9 protein-coding genes are annotated in these 18,387 nt (G+C 37.6%); 7 read left to right on the top strand and 2 right to left on the bottom strand.

Going from position 1 to position 18,387, the window contains the following annotated elements; genetic code table 11:
- The first annotated feature begins 138 nt into the window (after window positions 1-138).
- The 7 genes from E1140_RS12910 (at window position 139) to E1140_RS12880 (ending at window position 15,610) form a co-directional block, all read left to right on the top strand.
- Entirely contained in the window at window positions 139-2,532 is a 2,394-nt protein-coding gene (locus tag E1140_RS12910) for an ABC transporter permease (RefSeq protein WP_155184331.1), read from the top strand.
- A 16-nt stretch (window positions 2,533-2,548) separates the two neighbouring features.
- Complete coding sequence (locus tag E1140_RS12905; RefSeq protein ID WP_155184328.1) at window positions 2,549-4,918, top strand: ABC transporter permease; 2,370 nt, start codon at window positions 2,549-2,551, stop codon at window positions 4,916-4,918.
- A gap of 10 nt (window positions 4,919-4,928) precedes the next feature.
- Window positions 4,929-7,328, top strand: coding sequence for an ABC transporter permease (locus tag E1140_RS12900; protein ID WP_155184325.1), 2,400 nt, complete (start codon window positions 4,929-4,931; stop codon window positions 7,326-7,328).
- Between the two features lie 11 nt (window positions 7,329-7,339).
- On the top strand, window positions 7,340-9,754 hold the full coding sequence (locus E1140_RS12895; RefSeq protein ID WP_155184321.1) for an ABC transporter permease: 2,415 nt from the start codon (window positions 7,340-7,342) through the stop codon (window positions 9,752-9,754).
- A gap of 18 nt (window positions 9,755-9,772) precedes the next feature.
- The gene (locus E1140_RS12890; protein ID WP_155184318.1) at window positions 9,773-12,163 is read left to right on the top strand and encodes an ABC transporter permease; all 2,391 of its coding nucleotides are present in this window, start codon (window positions 9,773-9,775) and stop codon (window positions 12,161-12,163) included.
- Between the two features lie 27 nt (window positions 12,164-12,190).
- Window positions 12,191-14,590 (top strand): ABC transporter permease, encoded by a 2,400-nt coding sequence (locus E1140_RS12885; protein WP_155184315.1) that lies wholly within the window; start codon window positions 12,191-12,193, stop codon window positions 14,588-14,590.
- 75 nt (window positions 14,591-14,665) lie between these two features.
- A complete protein-coding gene (locus E1140_RS12880) occupies window positions 14,666-15,610 on the top strand; it encodes a DUF4097 family beta strand repeat-containing protein (RefSeq protein WP_155184312.1) in 945 nt (314 codons plus the stop codon).
- 63 nt (window positions 15,611-15,673) lie between these two features.
- Here E1140_RS12880 and E1140_RS12875 read toward each other — a convergent pair whose 3' ends face one another.
- On the bottom strand, window positions 15,674-18,076 hold the full coding sequence (locus E1140_RS12875) for an ABC transporter permease (RefSeq protein ID WP_155184309.1): 2,403 nt from the start codon (window positions 18,074-18,076) through the stop codon (window positions 15,674-15,676).
- A gap of 26 nt (window positions 18,077-18,102) precedes the next feature.
- Window positions 18,103-18,387, bottom strand: a 285-nt coding sequence (locus tag E1140_RS21510; RefSeq protein WP_185153568.1) for a DUF6249 domain-containing protein, incomplete at its 5' end; no start/stop codon positions are given.

Genomic DNA, 18,387 nt, shown 5'->3' with positions numbered 1-18,387 from the left:
TTTATCAATGGGCACTTGGCAGTGTTTCAATAGATTGTATAGATATAATTATCTGAAAAACAATAAGTTATGTTTTTTGGCACTTTACTTGGCATTTAGAAATCAGAATCTAATTTTTGGCATTAAAACCTAAACATTATGCTTAAAAGCTATATCAACATTGCGGTTAGAAATCTGAAAAGGTTTAAAATCTATACTTTGATAAATCTATTCGGTTTAGCCATGGGGCTAACAGTTGGTATTTTAATCATACTGTATGTGACCGATGAACTTGGGTATGATAAGTTTCACACAAAAGGAGATAGGATCTATAAAATAGTTACCGACAATCCTGAGGGTGGAACAATGGAAACCAATGCCTGGCCAGTGGCAACCATCTTAAAGAATGATTATCCTGAAGTAGAGAAAGTTGTTTATACACGTAACGCTGGATCATCTATGATGATTAGCTATGAAAACAAGCGTTACGAGCATAATCTTCATTATGCTGGTGAAGATTTCTTTAACATATTCACTTTTGATTTTGTAGAAGGCACTCCATCTGAGGCACTTAGTGCTCCATTTAATATTGTGATTACCGAGGAAATGAAGAATCGATACTTCGGTTCTGATGTGGTATTAGGAAAAACATTAACTATTAGAGACTCACTTGAATTCACTATAACAGGTGTTATTAAAGATGTGCCACAACAATCTCATATTCAATTTGATATGCTCATGTCATTTAAATCTTATGAGAAACTTGTCGATTGGTTTAGCTACAGTGAGGGATGGGGAAATTTTAATGTGAGAAATTACATCCTTTTAAAGGAGGGAACTAACGTCAATGAGCTAAGAAAAAAAGCCAAAGGAATTTACACAGACAATGTAGGGGACTGGTTGGACGAAATGGGCATGAAATTCAATGTTGAACTTGTTCCATTAAATGAAATATACCTTAGTGAAGATATTGGTAATGGTTTTGGCCCCAAAGGCTCTATGGGTAAAATTTATCTGGTGTCGGGAATAGCTTTTTTTGTATTGATTCTGGCTTGTATCAATTTTATAAACCTTACTACAGCAAGATCAATTTACCGAGCCAAAGAGGTTGGACTTAGAAAAATTGTAGGCTCTAGTCGAGTCTCATTGATTGGTCAGTTTATGAGCGAGGCTTTTATACTTACTTCAGCTGCCCTTTTTATGGCAGCCATACTTATAGATTTGATACTACCTTTCTTTAATCAGCTAATGGATAAAAACTACATGATTAGTAGTTTACTAAATGCCAATATTATAGGAGGAGGTGTGTTGTTGACATTATTAGTCACTTTGTTATCTGGTTATTACCCTGCTATAGTCCTTTCCGGATACAACCCTGTTCAGGTTTTAAAAGGCAAGATGCAATCCAGCGCTAAAGGTGTGCAATTGAGAAGATCATTGGTGGTCTTCCAGTTCTTTGTGTCATGCGGATTGGTACTGGCAACTATAACTGTTATCAATCAGCTTAACTTCATGCGAAATCAGGATTTAGGGTTTGGTAAAGAACAGGTACTTGTTCTTGATGCCACAAGAGTTCCGAAGTCAGCTTCGCATCAGGCTTTTAAAAATGCCATTGAGCAGTTGCCTTCAGTAGAGTTTGTTTCTTTTAATAATGCCCTTCCTGGCCGACCTGGTTGGTTAGGTCAGTGGGCTTACCCAGGGGACAATGAGGAGGCCGAGCAGGTAGATACTGAATATATGGCGGTTGATCATGATTATCTGAAAGCATTGGATTTAGAACTCATAGCTGGGGAGAATTTCGACCCAAAGAAGAATATGAGTGATGCTGTGATCATTAATGAAACCACGGTAAAGGAAATGGGTTGGGAGACTCCAAATAATGCAATTGGTAAGACGATAACTTCACCTTCAAAGCGTCCGGCAGGTACCGTAATTGGAGTAGTAAAAGATTTTCATGGTCTTGGCTTGCAAGATGAGATCTGGGCCCAGGTTATGGACTATGATGCAGAGAATTATGGTAGATACTATGCTATCAAGTTCAATACAGGCAAAACCTCTGACCTGATTGCTAAATCATCAGATTTATGGAAAGAGTATTTGGGAGATTATACGTATGAATACTTCTTTTTAGATCAGGAGTTTGATAAGCAATATAAGTCAGAAGATAGGTTGATGACAGTGCTTATTGTATTTGCCGTGCTTACTACACTCATAGCTGTTATAGGGCTTTTAGGTTTAGTGTCCTTCATGGTGCTTTCAAAAACTAAGGAAATTGGAATTAGAAAGGTGCTGGGTGCTGACACTATCGGTTTGGCGGGCTTGCTATCCAGAGAGTTTGCCTATCTTATAGTAATAGCTAATTTATTAATCGCTCCAGTAGTGTGGTATTATGGTCAGCAATGGTTAAATGACTTTGCTTTTCATACAGAAATCAACCCTATAATATTTGTTATATCATTGGTAATAACCCTGTTTATTGCTTTGGTGACTGTTAGCTTTCAAACTATTAAAGCCGCACAAGCCAACCCGGTTAATACACTAAGGGGCGAATAATATTAAATCAGAAAAAATGCTCAAAAGCTATTTAAAAATTACGTTAAGAAATTTTAGTAAAAGACAGGTTTACTCTATTGTCAATGTTGTTGGTTTAAGTGTGGCACTGGCTTGCTCACTGTTGGTATATCTTTTTGTTCAAAGTGAATTTACTTATGATACTTTTCACGAAAATCATGAAAGTATCTACCGCCTCAATGTTAAATCTAAGAGAGGTGCTGATGGGGACTGGCGTGAGCTGGGAGCTGTGGCTGCTGCCATGGCACCTGAGTTTGCCAACAACACTTCAGAAATAAATAAATATGTACGGCTAAAAGGGGCTTTGGCGCTGATTAAGGTAAATGAGCAATACAGTGAGGAGTCCTTTACCTATGCCGATCCAGACATTTTTAATGTATTCACATTTCCTTTGGTAAGGGGCGAGTATGAGTCATTATTTAATGACCCAAACACAGCCATCATTTCTGAGGCATATGCCATGAAGTGGTTCAATACTTTGGAAGTAGTGGGGAATACGTTCTCCGTGCAGCTCAATGACGAGTATATGCCAATTACTATTAAAGGAGTAGCCAAAAAAATACCAGGCAATTCATCAATACAATTTGATATTTTACTTCCATTTGAAAAATTCATTCAGACTGCTGGTGGTGACTGGTTAACCAGCTGGAATGCCTGGGGAGTACCTACCTATTTTCAAATGAATGAAGGGTTTAATAAGGCGGATTTTAATGATAAAATAACAGCTATTGCAAGAACACATTTCCCTGAAGAGAGAAGGTTGAATTACGCAGTTTCGGTTCAGCCTTTAAAAGATATTTACTTAGATGAGAATGTGAGAGGGTTTTCAGCAAGTGGAAAGAAAAGTACCTCATGGATATTGCTGGCTATCGCGTCATTTATAGTGATAATAGCTAGTATCAACTATACAAATCTGTCCATTGGCATGGCGCTGCCCCGTACTAAAGAGATTGGTTTGAGAAAAACAATTGGTGCAACTAAAGGACAGCTTGCGTTTCAGTTTTTAGGAGAGGCATTTCTTTATGTATTAGTGTCTCTATTCTTTGCTTTATTACTTACAGACTTACTATTGCCTTACTTTGGTCAGCTGACCAATACATCGTTGTCATTGAATGGTCAGTTTAATATCGAACTGATAAGTTTTATTACCGGACTGGTTTTGCTTATTGTAGCTATGGCTGGAGGGTACCCTGCACTGGTTGTATCCCGTTTTAATGCCGTAAAAGCACTCAAAGGTCAGGAGAGATCCAATAAAGGAGGGCTGTTGGTCAAGTCATTGGTTGTGCTTCAGTTTTCTCTTGCGATCATTTTTACTTTCGGAGCTTACATAATGACCGAACAAATCAATTTCTTCCTTGATTCTGATAGAGGTTATAATGACCAAGATATTATGGCCCTGTATGTTAAGGACGTTGATGGTGATAAAGTGCTTAAGCGAATGCGTGCCGATCTTGAATTTCAACCAGAGATAGTTTCGATATCGCCAATGGGATGGACGAACGCTAGAGTTATGATTGGTGAGGATCAAGTGAATACTGATGTTTACCGAGTTGATCCGGAATTTTTTAATACTCTGGAATTAGACGTTATAAATGGTAGCAGGTTTAGTAAGCTTGCCACAAACAATCAGACAAATACTGTTATTGTAAACAGAAGCCTGTTAAAGGCCTTTGATATCAACCTTGAGGATGCAGTAGGTACTACTATTCCATTTAACAGGTTTGATGGCTTCGACAACCCAATAATTATTGGTGTTATTGATGATGTGAAATTTGAGTCGATGCACGCTGCGGTAGACCCCCTCATTCTACATACTAATACTGATATGAGAATGCAAAGAATTATGGTCAAATTGAAGCCAGGAAGTTTGGCTATCGGCCAGAAAAAAGTAGCTCAGGCATGGAGTAATATTTTTGTGGACAGACCATTTGAGTTTGAGTATCTGGAGGATATTAACAAACAGCAATATGCATCAGACGAGAGCCAAAGGCTTATTATTTTATCAGCCGGAGTACTTTCAATTCTCATTTCCTGCTTAGGCTTATTTGCTTTGTCAAATCTCAATATCAGTCAGCGTAGAAAGGAAATAGGTGTTAGAAAAATTTTAGGTGCAAGACTGCCACAATTATTCATTACCCTATCAGGAAGATTCACCCTACTAATAGCAATTTCATTAATAGTGGCCTTGCCTGTAGCGTGGTTTCTTGCTAAAGACTGGTTAGAGAATTTTGCTTTTAAAATTGAATTTGGAGCCACACCATTTGTAATTATAGCTATTGCCATGTTTGTTCTTGCATTGTTCTCTGTAAGCTATCAGGTAATAAAAACCGCCAATACTAACCCTGCAACAACACTTAGAGAGGAATAAATACTAAAAAATGCTCAAAAACCACCTTAAAATTGCCTTTAGGCTAATTCATAGAAACCCTTCACATGCTATTATCAATGTGCTAGGGTTAACCGTAGGGTTGGTGACCAGTATTTTTGTATGGATTTATGTAAGTAATGAAATCAATTATGATCGTTTTAATGATAGAAGCGAAGACATTTATCGAGTTCAATATGATTCCTACTATCAGGGAGAAAAGATATATTCTAGTGCTACAGCATTTCCAACTTTGGGCAAAGCCCTTAAAGACGAATACAGCCAGGTGGAACAAACCACCAGAATTTTTGCAATGTATGGCACACATGCATTAAGGTATGATGCTGAAGCATTTTCATCAAGTTCAATATATTTTGCAGAGCAGTCATTCTTTGACATTTTCAATTTGAAAGTATTGAAAGGTAACGAGAATTATCTTCTTAATGAATCTAACACCGCTGTGTTATCTTCAGATATGGCCAATGAGTTATTTGGTCATTTAGAGGTTGTAGGAGAGACTCTTGTTATAGATCGAGGTATAGAAGTTAAAATATCAGGTGTGGTTGAGACGAGAAAGGATAGTCATATATCTTTTGACATTCTGGTATCTTATCCTACTGGTGTACAAGTCTGGGGAGAGGGATTTGAAAATGATTGGGACTGGTCATTTTTCTATGTCTACTTGAAATTGCATGAAGGTCAACACCCAAATGCTGTAGAAAAGGCATTACCAGAACTAATAAAAAAGTATGGTGGTGACAAGGCTTTAGAAACTACTGTTTTAAGCCTTCAGCCTTTGACAGATATTCATTTAAACTCTAATCTCATTTATGAGTTCAAAGTTAATGGAAGCGCACAAAATGTTTTAATCATATTCATTTCAGGGATAGCTACATTGATTTTAGCATGGATCAACTTCATCAATTTGTCCTCAGCTCAAGCCGTAACCAGGGCAAAAGAAATAGGAATAAAGAAGATCAACGGTGCCAGCAGATTAACATTAATAAAACAGTTTTTGGTAGAATCATTTTTGATTTCTTCTATAGCCTTATTTTTCGCTATACTACTTGTTGATATTTCCTATCCATTATTTAATCAACTTTCCTCAAACGCTTTTCAAATTGAGTCAGTTGACCTTTTATTGATGTTCATTTTGTTATTGATTTTTTATGTTGGGGGGTCAATTTTAGCAGCAGTTTATCCAGCTTTTATTCTTAGTGGAAAAAAAGTCACTCACATTGTTAAGGGAGATTTTAAATATTCGTACTCAGGCGTTTTAACCAGAAAAGCACTCATTGTTTTTCAGTTTTCAATTTCTAGTTTATTGATTGGTGGAATGATCATAGCTCAATCTCAAGTTGATTTTATGTTGAGCGAAGAAAAAGGTGTTGATATCGATAACACCATAGTTTTAAGCGCCCCAGTATTAGCGGATGACAGTACATACTTTAAACACTTGGATGTTTTTAGAAATGACCTGAATTCTATACCTAATATCAAGGCATTATCAACCTCTTCTGAAATTCCCGGAAACTCAATTTTCTATTGGGTACAAGAGACTAATTTTAATCACAATGAAGACGATAAGCGACTTTTATATACGATTGATGTAGATCATAATTACCTTGAGTCATTCGGACATAATCTTGTAGCCGGTAGACTGTTTTCAGAATCGCAGGACGAATCTGAAAACCTGATTTTGACAGTAAAAGCGGCTAAGGTTTTAGGTTATTTAACTGCAGATGAAGCACTTGGTAAGCGAGTTTATATAGAGGATTATGATTCACTATCAGTTATTGGTGTTGTGTCTGACTACCATCAACAAGGCATGCAACAGGGACATGCGCCAATAGCCTTTTATTGCGACCCGGAGTTTCACCTCTATTATTCCATCAAGTTAGAGAATAAGAATTTTGAAAGTACGCTTCAACAAATTGAGGAGCGCTATGCAAGTTTATTCCCTAATAACTCGTTCGATTACTTTTTTCTAGACGATAAGTATCAACAACAGTACAAAAGTGAGATGCAATTCAGCTCGATATTTTCAATATTCTCAATGCTTTCGCTCATAGTAGCATCTATTGGGATTTTAGGATTGGTTGTAGTTTCCATTAGCCAAAGGAGTAAGGAAATTGGTATCAGGAAACTTTTAGGCGCTACGGTACTGATAATAGTAAAAGGTCTATCAAAACGCTTTATTGTTTTAATAGTTCTCTCTAATGCAATAGCAGCGCCTTTAGTGTTTTACATAGGCACAGCTTGGCTAGATAATTTTGCCTACCATATCGAAATATCACCAATAATATTTTTGGTTACTTCATTGATAACCATAGGAGTCGCCTTAATAACCATATCAGTTAAAACAATTAAGTCGGCACTTCAAAATCCGGTCAATGCTTTAAGGTCACAATAAACAACAACACAATGCTCAAAAACTACTTTAAAATTGCTATTCGAAATTTACTGAAGCAGAAACTGTTTTCGGTAATTAATATCTTAAGTCTGGCAGTTGGTCTTACCTGCTCGCTACTACTATTTCTGTTTGTTCATGATGAACTCAGCTTTGACAAATTCAACAGTAAAAGTGATTCAATCTATAGGGTAGTGCAGCATACAAACCTCCCTGATGGCAGCCTTCAGTGGCAGGGTATTTTTCATGCTATTGGTATGGGCTCGGCCTTAAAAGAGGAAATTCCGGAAGTGAAGGAGTTCGTCAGGTTTTATAAGCCTTTCGGAGATGGTAAGTATTATGTAAAGCAGCGCGAAGCCAGTTTTTATGATGAAGTGCTTTATGCAGATTTTAGTGTGTTTGACATTTTTGACTTTCCTGTGATAAAGGGTAGTATAAATGCCGGCAACATCAATAGTGTTGTCATTAGCGAAAAGGCTGCCATTAAATACTTCGGGGATGCTGACCCAATAAACAAACCTTTAGCAGTTCGCATCGATGATCAGTATGTGGAGTTCAATGTTGTTGCGGTTGTGGAGAATATACCTTCTAATTCCAGCATCAAGTTCGATGTTCTGTTGCCAATCGATCACATTGTGGAGGTAGGAGAGTTTAAACGATGGAAAGATGAGTGGGGCTTTGGAGCCATTATTACCTATGTTTTACTCAATGATGGTACAAGTACAGCTGCTTTAAACTCGAAACTCGAGAGTTTGTTGGGTAAATATTACCCCTACAATGCCGAAGTAGCTAAAGAAAGAGGGTATAAGAGAACTGCTGATTATAGATTTTTGCAGTTAGAGCCACTAGCTGATGTTCATTTTAATACTGAAGTTTTAGAAGGTATTGTAGCTTCCAGTAACCCAATGTATTCCTATATATTGTTAGGGCTCGTCATAGGTGTGTTGGGTGTAGCCTGTTTTAACTTTATGAACCTAAGTCTGGCAAGATCAACGCACAGAGTGAAAGAAGTTGGACTTAGAAAAACTATAGGCGCAGTTCGATCACAGCTTATTAAGCAATTTTTAGGGGAGTCTATTTTTGTCTCTTTCATTGCATTATTAATAGCGGTATTTTCTGCTGATTTATTACTTCCTGTATTTAATTACCTAACAGGAAAGCAGCTTGTAATAGGAGCTCTGTTCAATCCGGCTTCAATATTAGCCTTGTTGTCTATTTGCCTTTTTATTGGTGTTATGGCTGGATTTTACCCTGCTTTTGTTATTTCTAAATTCAATATAAAAGAAACACTGGCGGGGGTGAAGCACAAAGGTGCCGGATCTTTCACCAAAATATTAATCGTTATACAGTTTGCTATTGCTACAGTGCTGGTCATAGGTATGATTGTCATCCAAAAGCAAACCGATTATTTGCAGAATAAAGATTTAGGTTTTGATAGCCGACAGGTTATTAGTTTAAAGAATGCCAAAATTGGTGAGACTACCATTTACAGCCACCTTAAAACTTCTTTGGCCAACCATAGCGGTATATATTCCATTGCAGCAGCCAACCAAACCTTTGGTAATCCTTCTGGGCTTGGGGGTAGAGGATTTACCTTTAAAGGAGAACAGAAAAGAGTTGGGATGATTGCTGTTTCAGAAGATTATATCAAAACGCTCGGGCTCAAACTCTCTTCAGGAAATGAGTTTAATGGTCAGGCTGCAAAGAATGAAGTTATCATAAACGCTGCATGTGCTAAAGATTTTGAATTACAAATAGCCGATAAAATAGAAGGGTTTACCAGAAATCCGGAAGATGACCCACAGGTGGTAGGCATCATGGAAGATTTTAACTATTCCTCATTAAAAACGGAGATTTTCCCAATGCTCATCTCTTTCACAGATAGCGATGATTTAGGCCATATTTTCATAAAGCTCTCAGGTATTAATAAAGAGGATGCACTAAGCTATATCGAGCAGCAGTGGAATATTGTAGCACCTGACCTGCCTTTTGACTACTCTTTTTTAAATGATACAATGAAGGCTCAGTATGTGTCTGAAGAAAAGTGGGCCAGTATTATCAGTTATTCAATGTTGATGACCATTACTCTATCTTGTTTGGGCCTTTTTGGAATTGTAGCTCTTGGTCTTGAGGCAAAGAAAAAGGAAATCAGCATCAGAAAAGTATTTGGCGCGCATGTATCTAATATTGTATGGTTGGTTTCCAATTCATACCTAAAATTGATCATTTTGGCTTATTGTATTGCAGCACCGGTATCTTATTATCTGGTAGATCAATGGCTATCTAATTTTGAATATAAGATACAGGTCAATCCACTAGTGTATGTCATAGGGGGTGCGGTTATCATCTCTATCTCACTTGCCACTATAGGTATAAGAACCGTCAAATCAGCACTCAACAATCCGGTGGATAACCTTAGGAACGACTAAACTCAAAACAACAACACCATGCTCAAAAACTACTTTAAAATAGCTATTAGGAATATCACCAGAAACAAGGTGTATTCTATTATCAATATTCTTGGTCTCACTCTGGGCATAACCTGTAGCAGTCTTTTGTTTCTGCTGGTTATCGATGAGCTGTCTTATGATACTATGTATTCTAAAAGAGATCAGATATACAGGGTAATAGAAATTGATGAAAGTGCTAAGGAAACAAGGTATTATGGCATGACGGCTCCACCACTTGGTCAGGCATTCACAACCGACTATGCAGGAGTGGAAAATTCTACTCGACTATTCAAGTTTGGCGGGCATATAAACTTTCAACAGGGCGAAACAAGATATCATGAGCGCGACTATTTCTTTGCAGATAAAAATGTGTTTGAAGTCTTTGACTTTGAATGGATAGCTGGCGACCCTGAAACTGCACTTAAAGAACCTTATTCTTTGGTAATAGATGAAGACTGGGCTAAAATTCTTTTTGGTGATACAGATCCGATAGGAAAGGAAGTGGACTCTGGAGGTGAGATAATGAATGTCGTTACTGGTGTATTTAAGAAGCTGCCTCAAAATTCACATCTGCAGGCAAAAATATTTGTTTCCATACCAGAGACTGAAGAATGGTTTCCAGAGTTTGCTAAAAATTGGCGCACCTATGGCGCATACACTTATGTGGTTTTGGGAGAGGATACTGACCCCACAGAAATTTCTAATAAGATACCTGAGTTTGGAGCTAAGTATTTTGACCCAGAGCAAGAGCGAGATTTTTATTTGCAACCATTGAGTGAAGTGCATTTCAAATCTCAGGATATAGAATTTGCCAGCGATACTGGCAGAGGACAAATAGCCTATGTTTATATATTCATTGCAATAGGCTGCTTTATGCTGATTATAGCCTGCATTAACTACATGAATCTGGCTACAGCCAAATCCCTTCACAGAGGTAAAGAAATTGGCATAAGAAAAGCCTCTGGTGCCATTAGAGGACAATTGATTACTCAGTTTTTATCAGAGTCCACAGTTATTGCTCTAATAGCTCTGGCCATATCTATAGGACTTGTTGATTTACTAATTCCATATTTCAATGAGCTCACGGGCAAGGCCTTTGAGTTTAATATGGAGACATTTGGTAGCATATTCACCGTATTATTCGTGCTTACCATTGTTGTAGGGTTGTTAGCAGGTACATATCCTGCTATTCTAATGTCAAAACTTAGACCAGCAAATATTCTCAAGGGAAATATGTCTACTGGTATTGGCAGTGTTTTACTAAGAAAGATATTGGTAATCACTCAGTTCTCGCTTTCCATCATCATGATTATAGCAACCATAATTGCTTCCAATCAACTGAATTATATTCAAAATGCTTCATTAGGGTTTAATAATGAGCAGATGATGGTGGTAGACATTAATAGTGGCAATGTAAGAAGCCGTTTTGAAACTATGAGGACTGAGTTTGCAAAGTCACCATATGTATCGCAAGTGGCTGTTTCAAGTAGAGTACCTGGAGAGTGGAAGAACTTAAGAGAGATTTATATAAAGAATATTGGAAGTCAGGACTCACTAAGAACCAACTTCATGGGTTTTGATGAGTTCATGCTTGACTTATATCAAATGGAATTGGTGGCTGGCGAGAACTTCTCGGGCACAACAAAAGCAGACTCGCTGCATATTTTGGTGAATGAGACATTTGTTGAGTCAATGGGTATAGAGAACCCTGTAGGCAAATTTGTTGAAATATCTGATAGAAGCTCTGGCCAATACCAAATCATAGGAGTGGTTAAAGACTTTAACTTTCAGTCGTTACACACCAAAATCGCTCCTATAGTATTAGGATTTCAATCTAATGCATATCAGGCCATCGACTATTTCTCATTAAAATTTGACCCAGCTCATACAGATGAAGTAGTAAAACATGCTTCAGAAGTGCATAATACTTTTGATACAGGTTCACCTATAGAGTATCACTTTTTAAGCGAGCAGTGGGCATTATTTTATGAGAAAGACAGGCAGGCAAGCAATGTATTTGCGATTGGAGCCGGCATCACCATTTTCATAGCGTGTCTTGGGCTGTTTGGATTGGCATCGTTCATTATCCAGAAAAGAACCAAAGAAATTGGCGTTAGAAAAGTGTTGGGAGCATCTGGTTCGAATCTGTTTGTAATGCTCTCTAAAACCTTTACCCTCCAGATTTTAGTGGCCTTTTGTATAGCCTCCCCATTGTCATATTATTTCATGACCATGTGGCTCGACAATTTTGCCTATAAGATGTCTATTGGTTTAGAGCATTTTGTCATTGCCGGAGTAAGTGCTTTTGGTGTGGCCTTGCTCACCATTAGCTATAGGTTGATTAAAGCTACTCAGTTGAATCCGGCAGATACTTTAAAGACTGAATAAAAACTCAAATCTCAATTTGTATTGATTATGCTTAAAAACTATTTCAAAATAGCTTTCAGAAACCTCAGAAGAAACAATGTCTATTCTTTAATAAATATTATAGGTCTTACAATTGGTTTGACCGGTTCGTGCATGCTTTTTATGTACATACAAAATGAGCTCAGTTATGATGCTCATATAAAGGATAAAGAAAGAATAGCCAGAGTCTTAACCACAACAGTTGAGGATAATAGAGTCAGAACTTATGGCCGTAATCCTTCTGCAACTGGGGAAGCACTTCAAAATGAATTTGGACAAATTGAGGTAACTACAACAATTTACCAGCCCTTTGGGCATTTAGATATCCATTGGAATGGCGAGACTATAAGTGAAAGGTCGTGGTTCATGACTGACAGTGCCTTTTTTAAGGTGTTTGAACTCAACTTTATTGAAGGAGATCCTCAGACAGCATTGAGCGAACCAAACAGTATAGTACTTACTAAGTCTATGGCTGACAAGTACTTTAATGAAGAAAGTGCCCTTGGTAAGGTCATGGAGTTCGAGCGTATAACACCTATGAAGGTGACAGCTGTTGTGGAAGACCAGCCTATAAATTCTAGTCTTAAATACGATATACTTATTTCTAACAATTCTACTTTTCAAGAGTATGCCTGGTGGGTGAGAGGGTTGAACTCATGGCGATTCTTTAATTCAGCTACATTTGTGAAATTGACTTCTAGAGAAGCTAAGGCCGAAGTAGAGAATCAATTGCCAGCATTTATTGAGAGGATGATACCTGAAAATACACGACAGATGGGGCTTAAATTTCAATGGTTGGAAGATATTCATCTTAACTCTGAAGATGTAGAATTTAGTCGTACATCAGCGGCTGGCAGTTGGACCATCATATATCTATTTGGCGCAGTGGCAGTATTTCTAATAATGATGGCCTGTATAAATTATGTCAACCTGGCCACGTCAAAATCAATGCAGCGTGCTAAGGAAATTGGAACCAGAAAAGTTTCAGGAGCTACCAGAGGGCAGTTGATTGCTCAGTTTTTGAGTGAAGCATTACTGTTAGCACTTATTTCTTTTGTTCTGTCAATATTTACTACTGATTTGTTAATGCCGTATTTTAATCAGTTGACAGGAGTTGAGCTTAAAATTGAAGATCAGATCTACCAAACTATCGGGTTATTACTTGTGCTAACCTTAGGTGTTGGCGTATTGTCAGGCAGCTATCCTGCATTTTATCTTTCATCACTTAAGCCTACCGATTCTTTGAAAGGAGGAGGTACTGCTGGCGCAAAAAGTGCTGCGCTAAGAAAAGGGTTAGTTATTCTTCAGTTTACCCTTTCCATTTTCATGATATCCTCTACTTTAATAATAGGACGCCAGATGGACTATGTGATGTCGAAAGACTTGGGCTATCAAAAGGAAAATATTTTGGTTATTGATATCAATGATAGAAATGTGCGGGAGAACTTTCAGGCAATGAAATTGGATTATGCCAGCATTAATGGTGTAACTAGTGTAGCGACTTCGTCAAGAGTACCAGGAGAGTGGAAAAATATCAATGAAGTATTTGTAAAGAACCAGCAGAAACAATCGGACTCAACTCAAACATATTTTATGTGTTTTGATGAAGATATGCTGGAAACATTTCAATTGTCATTATTGGATGGAAGAAACTTTAGCGGAAACCTGGCGGAGGATTCAACACAAGTGTTGATCAACGAGTCTGCGGCAGCACTTATAGAAGGAAATCCAATCGGTGCTAACATATTTATTTCTGGTGCGGATCAGTCCTTTAAAGTGATAGGGGTTTTGAAGGATTTCAATTACCAGAGCTTGCATCAGGATGTAGCCCCTTTAGTGATTGGAAACTGGTATAATCCTGTCACAAGTATTGACTATTTCAGTATTGGTCTGGCACCAGGGGTTGACATGAAGCAAATACTTCAGGAAGCAGAGTTTGTTCATAAGAAGTTCGATAAGTCAACTGCTATGGAGTATCATTTCATTGATGAGCAGTTACAACTCTTTTATACAGCTGAAAAGCAAGCAGGCTTGGTCTTCTCCATTGGTTCAGTTTTGACCATTATTATAGCATGTATGGGCTTGTTTGGTATGGCATCTTTCATTGTTCAAAAAAGAACTAAAGAAATAGGAATTAGAAAGGTCCTTGGAGCTAGTAAATGGGGTCTTTTCGTTCTTCTTTCCCGAGCTTTTGTTATTCAAGTAGTAGTAGCATTTATTATTGCAACCCCATTTACATGGTATATTATGCAGGGTTGGCTTGAAGGTTTTGCCTATGCTGCAAATCCTGGTTTAGGTCAATATTTAATCGCAGGTTTTATGGCCATTACTGTTGCTGTTATTTCAGTGAGTTATCGTGTGCTAAAAACGGCAGGCATCAATCCTGCAGAAACATTAAAGACCGAGTAAAATTTGAGTAGAGTGCAACCTTTTGAATTTCAGCAAGTCTATAGGATTGAACTCAAACAAAAACACACAATTATTATGAAACTCAAACTTACAGCTTTGATCATGCTGTTGGCCACCTCTCTAATGGCACAGCAAAAAATTGAAAAGGAATTTTCCGGGGTTAAGAAAATCAATATGTCGACAAGTTCTGGTGACTGTCTTTTGAAAAAAGGAAACACCGATAAGGTGCTTGTTACAGTGGAATTTACATTCGACAGTGATGACTATGCACCTGAATTTGATCAAAATGGATCGACACTGAGAATTAAAGAGGATTTTAATGGTAGGGGGTCGTTCAGAGGAGAATCAACCTGGACATTGACCATTCCTAATGATATGGAGATGAAATTTAACACAGGTTCGGGGGATTTTGAAGCTAGTGATTTGAATTTAGAGCTTAGCTTAAATGCTGGATCAGGAGATTTCTCATTTGAAAACATGACTGGTGAAATTACAAGTAACGCAGGCTCTGGAAATATGAGGATGCAAGGCTTCAATGGTGAATTGAGAGCTAATACAGGATCAGGAAATGTTAGAGTTAACGGCTCTAAAGGAGAGATTAAGATAAACACAGGAAGTGGGGATATAGATATTAATGACGTGTCTGGTGCTATCTCTGCTAATGTTGGCAGTGGAGAAATAGATGCAAGAGGCATTCTGGTTTCAGAATCAAGTAGCTTTAATTCGGGTTCTGGGGATGTGCGTGTTGAACTGGCTGGTGCGTTGAAAGCAGATATTTCTGTTAATAGTGGCTCTGGGGATTCAAAATTAGATTTTAATGGCAATGAAATTGCAGGATTTGTTGAAATGAGAGCTAATAAGAAAAACGGAACAATCAGAGCACCTTTTGATTTCGATACAACTGAAGAACTGGACGATTATGGAAGTCAGAAAGTAATCAAGAAAACTGCTCAACGAGGAAGTAGTGATATAAAAATTAAAATAGGCACAGGTTCTGGTACCGCAAGTATTAGTGAATAGAATCGATCGAACTAAAATAAAAAAGGCCTCAATTGAGGCCTTTTTTATTGATGAATCTTCAGTTTATTCTGCTCTCAGTTGCTCTGCCGGATTAGACATCGATGCTCTTATTGTTTGAGAACCAATGACAACAATACCCAGCAAAAACATTATGCCCGTGCATAAAGCAAGTACTGAAAAGTTAATGTTCACTCTGTAAGCCAAAGATTGCAACCACATATTGTTAACAAAATAGGCAATAGGAAGAGCAATTACAGTAGCTATAATGAGTAGCATGATAAAGCCTTTAGATAGCATTAGGATTACATTCTTGTCACTGGCCCCCAGCACTTTTCTGATAGAAATCTCCTTCACTTTAGTTTGTGTAGTAAACGTAGCCATACCTAGCAAACCAAGACAAGAAATAGTAATGGTGAGAAATGATATTAGTCCGATAATGTTTACAAGATCGCCAAACATTAAGTCATAAAAACTTTTAACTTCCTCTGTAAACTCCTGATAGGTAATTTTTTTTGAGGGGTTAATTTTTGTCCAACTTGCTTCCAGATGATTCACGGCCGCTTCACGATTACCATTTTGATATTTTACCTGTAAGATATGGTGCTCTGTAGTTTTTGGTATAAGAGCCATTGGACCAATCTCCACAAGCAGCGCCTCATGATTGTAATCTTCAACAACCCCAGCAATAGTCATTCTTATACTGTCTCCTACAATGATGGTTTCATTAATAGCCTGACTAGGGCTCTCAAAACCAAGCACACCAACCATTTTTTTATTGATAATTAACTTATCTGGAGACGCTCTTACATCTTCTTTTTTAAAGTTATTACCAGCGATTAGATCAAGGCCCATATTCTCAATGTAATTTTCATCAGTAGAGAAGTAATTGAATTCCATTTCTTCATCTTCAGGATTGATTCTCACATCATCACCATAGCTAGTGCCGGCAGCGGGAAGGTGAGAAGTAGCGGTAACATTAATAATACTGCTATGATTTGCTAACTCTGATTTTAGTAGCTCTGCATTGGAATCGTTTATTTTCACATTGATAATATTGTTTCCGTCAAATCCATAGTTAGCATTCAACATCATATTTAGCTGCTTGTAGACCAGCGTTGTGGAAATGATAAACACTAATGAGAAGGCAAACTGAATAACAATAAGGCTTTTTCTTAATCCGATTTTGGAGAAGAGTTTTATGTTAGATAACTCTTTCAACACCTTTATGGGCTGAAATGATGAAAGAAGTAGTGCTGGCAGGGTGCCTGCAAGTATACCCACCACAATGCTAAAAAGAACACAAAGAAGCATAACACCTGGTTCGGAATTTAAATCCCATTGCAGCAGTTGTGAAAATTTCATACTTAAGAAAGCTGGTTTTAGAACTACAAGAAAGCCTAGAGCAAGTGCCAAAGCCAGTAATGAAATGACTACAGCCTCACTTATAAACTGAAAGAATATCTGATGTTTTACGGCTCCTGAAACCTTTCTTATACCTACTTCTTTAGCTCTGGTTAATGCCTTGGCAATAGATAAATTGGTATAATTAAAGCAGGCCGATATCATGATTATAAGAGCCAATCCGCCTAAAAAGTAAACGAATATATTTGGCAAACCTGGCCCGATCTGATTCCCCAATAGCGGACCAGGAGTTATGGCGGTTACACCTTGAAGATAAAACCTGTAGTTAATGTCTTCAATTTCACCATAGTGTGCTTCATTTATTTCGGCAAGATGAGCCTCCACTTCATTCACAGTTTTACCTTTCTCTAAACGGATATAGGTCCATCCAAATGAGGTGTTGTTCCAATCTTCATTGGCCTTGTTAATGATACTATCTGCTTCCAGCGTTTTTAGAGTAGAGAAGGAACCCAGGGCTTCGAATTTTATGTGCGATTTGGAATCAAATTCTTTAAATATCCCTGTGATTTTGTATTCGCCAAGATCACCAACTTTAATAATCTCACCCAATGGGTTTTCTATTTCAAACAATTTTTCTGCAGCCTTTTTTGTAAGTACTACTGAGTTGGGTTCCTTAAGTGCTGTGCTGGCGTCACCATAGAGTAATTCATATTCGAAAACGTCTAAAAAGGAGTTGTCAGCAAAGAAACCCGCAACGGGTACATTGACATCATTGTCAATATCAACCCAGGCGTTTCCAAAACCTCTTCTAAGTGTGGTTGTTTTCTCTATACCACTGTAGTTTGTTGATAATTCCTCCGCCAAAGGAAGGGGAGTTGTTGCAAATTTATTTATCAGATCATCAGAGTGTTTACGATGAGTATTAATTCGATAAACCCTGTCTTTATTGGTAATATGGCGGTCATAACTTTTCTGATCTGCAATCATCATTATGATAATGATGCATATCGACATACTTATGGCCAGGCCAAATATATTTATGAATGAGAAAGTCTTATTTCTCATCAAATTGCGCAGGGCAATTTTTAGGTAGTTACGTATCATGTTGTTGAGTTTTTGAGTAGTGAGATTTATTCAGCTTCTTTTTTCATCATTTTGAAATAGATAAGAAACCCTGCAGCCACAAAGACTATAAATACTCCAAATGGCAGCGGAGAATCTCTTTCATAAGGGATGTATTCTAAAAGTATCAGGGCCACACCGCCACATAATAATATAAGCCCCCACTTAAGTGCCGAGTACATATTGGTTGAGCTCTCTTGTTGTTTAAAAAGTGCCTGACTTTCTTCATTTACAAAACCTTTATCAATCATCTTTTTCTTTAACAGATACTCTGTTATGTATTTTAGAATGAT

The sequence above is a fragment of the Fulvivirga lutimaris genome (assembly GCF_009711525.1).
Taxonomy (GTDB): Bacteria; Bacteroidota; Bacteroidia; order Cytophagales; family Cyclobacteriaceae; genus Fulvivirga; species Fulvivirga lutimaris.
This window is presented reverse-complemented; position numbering and strand designations above follow the sequence as displayed.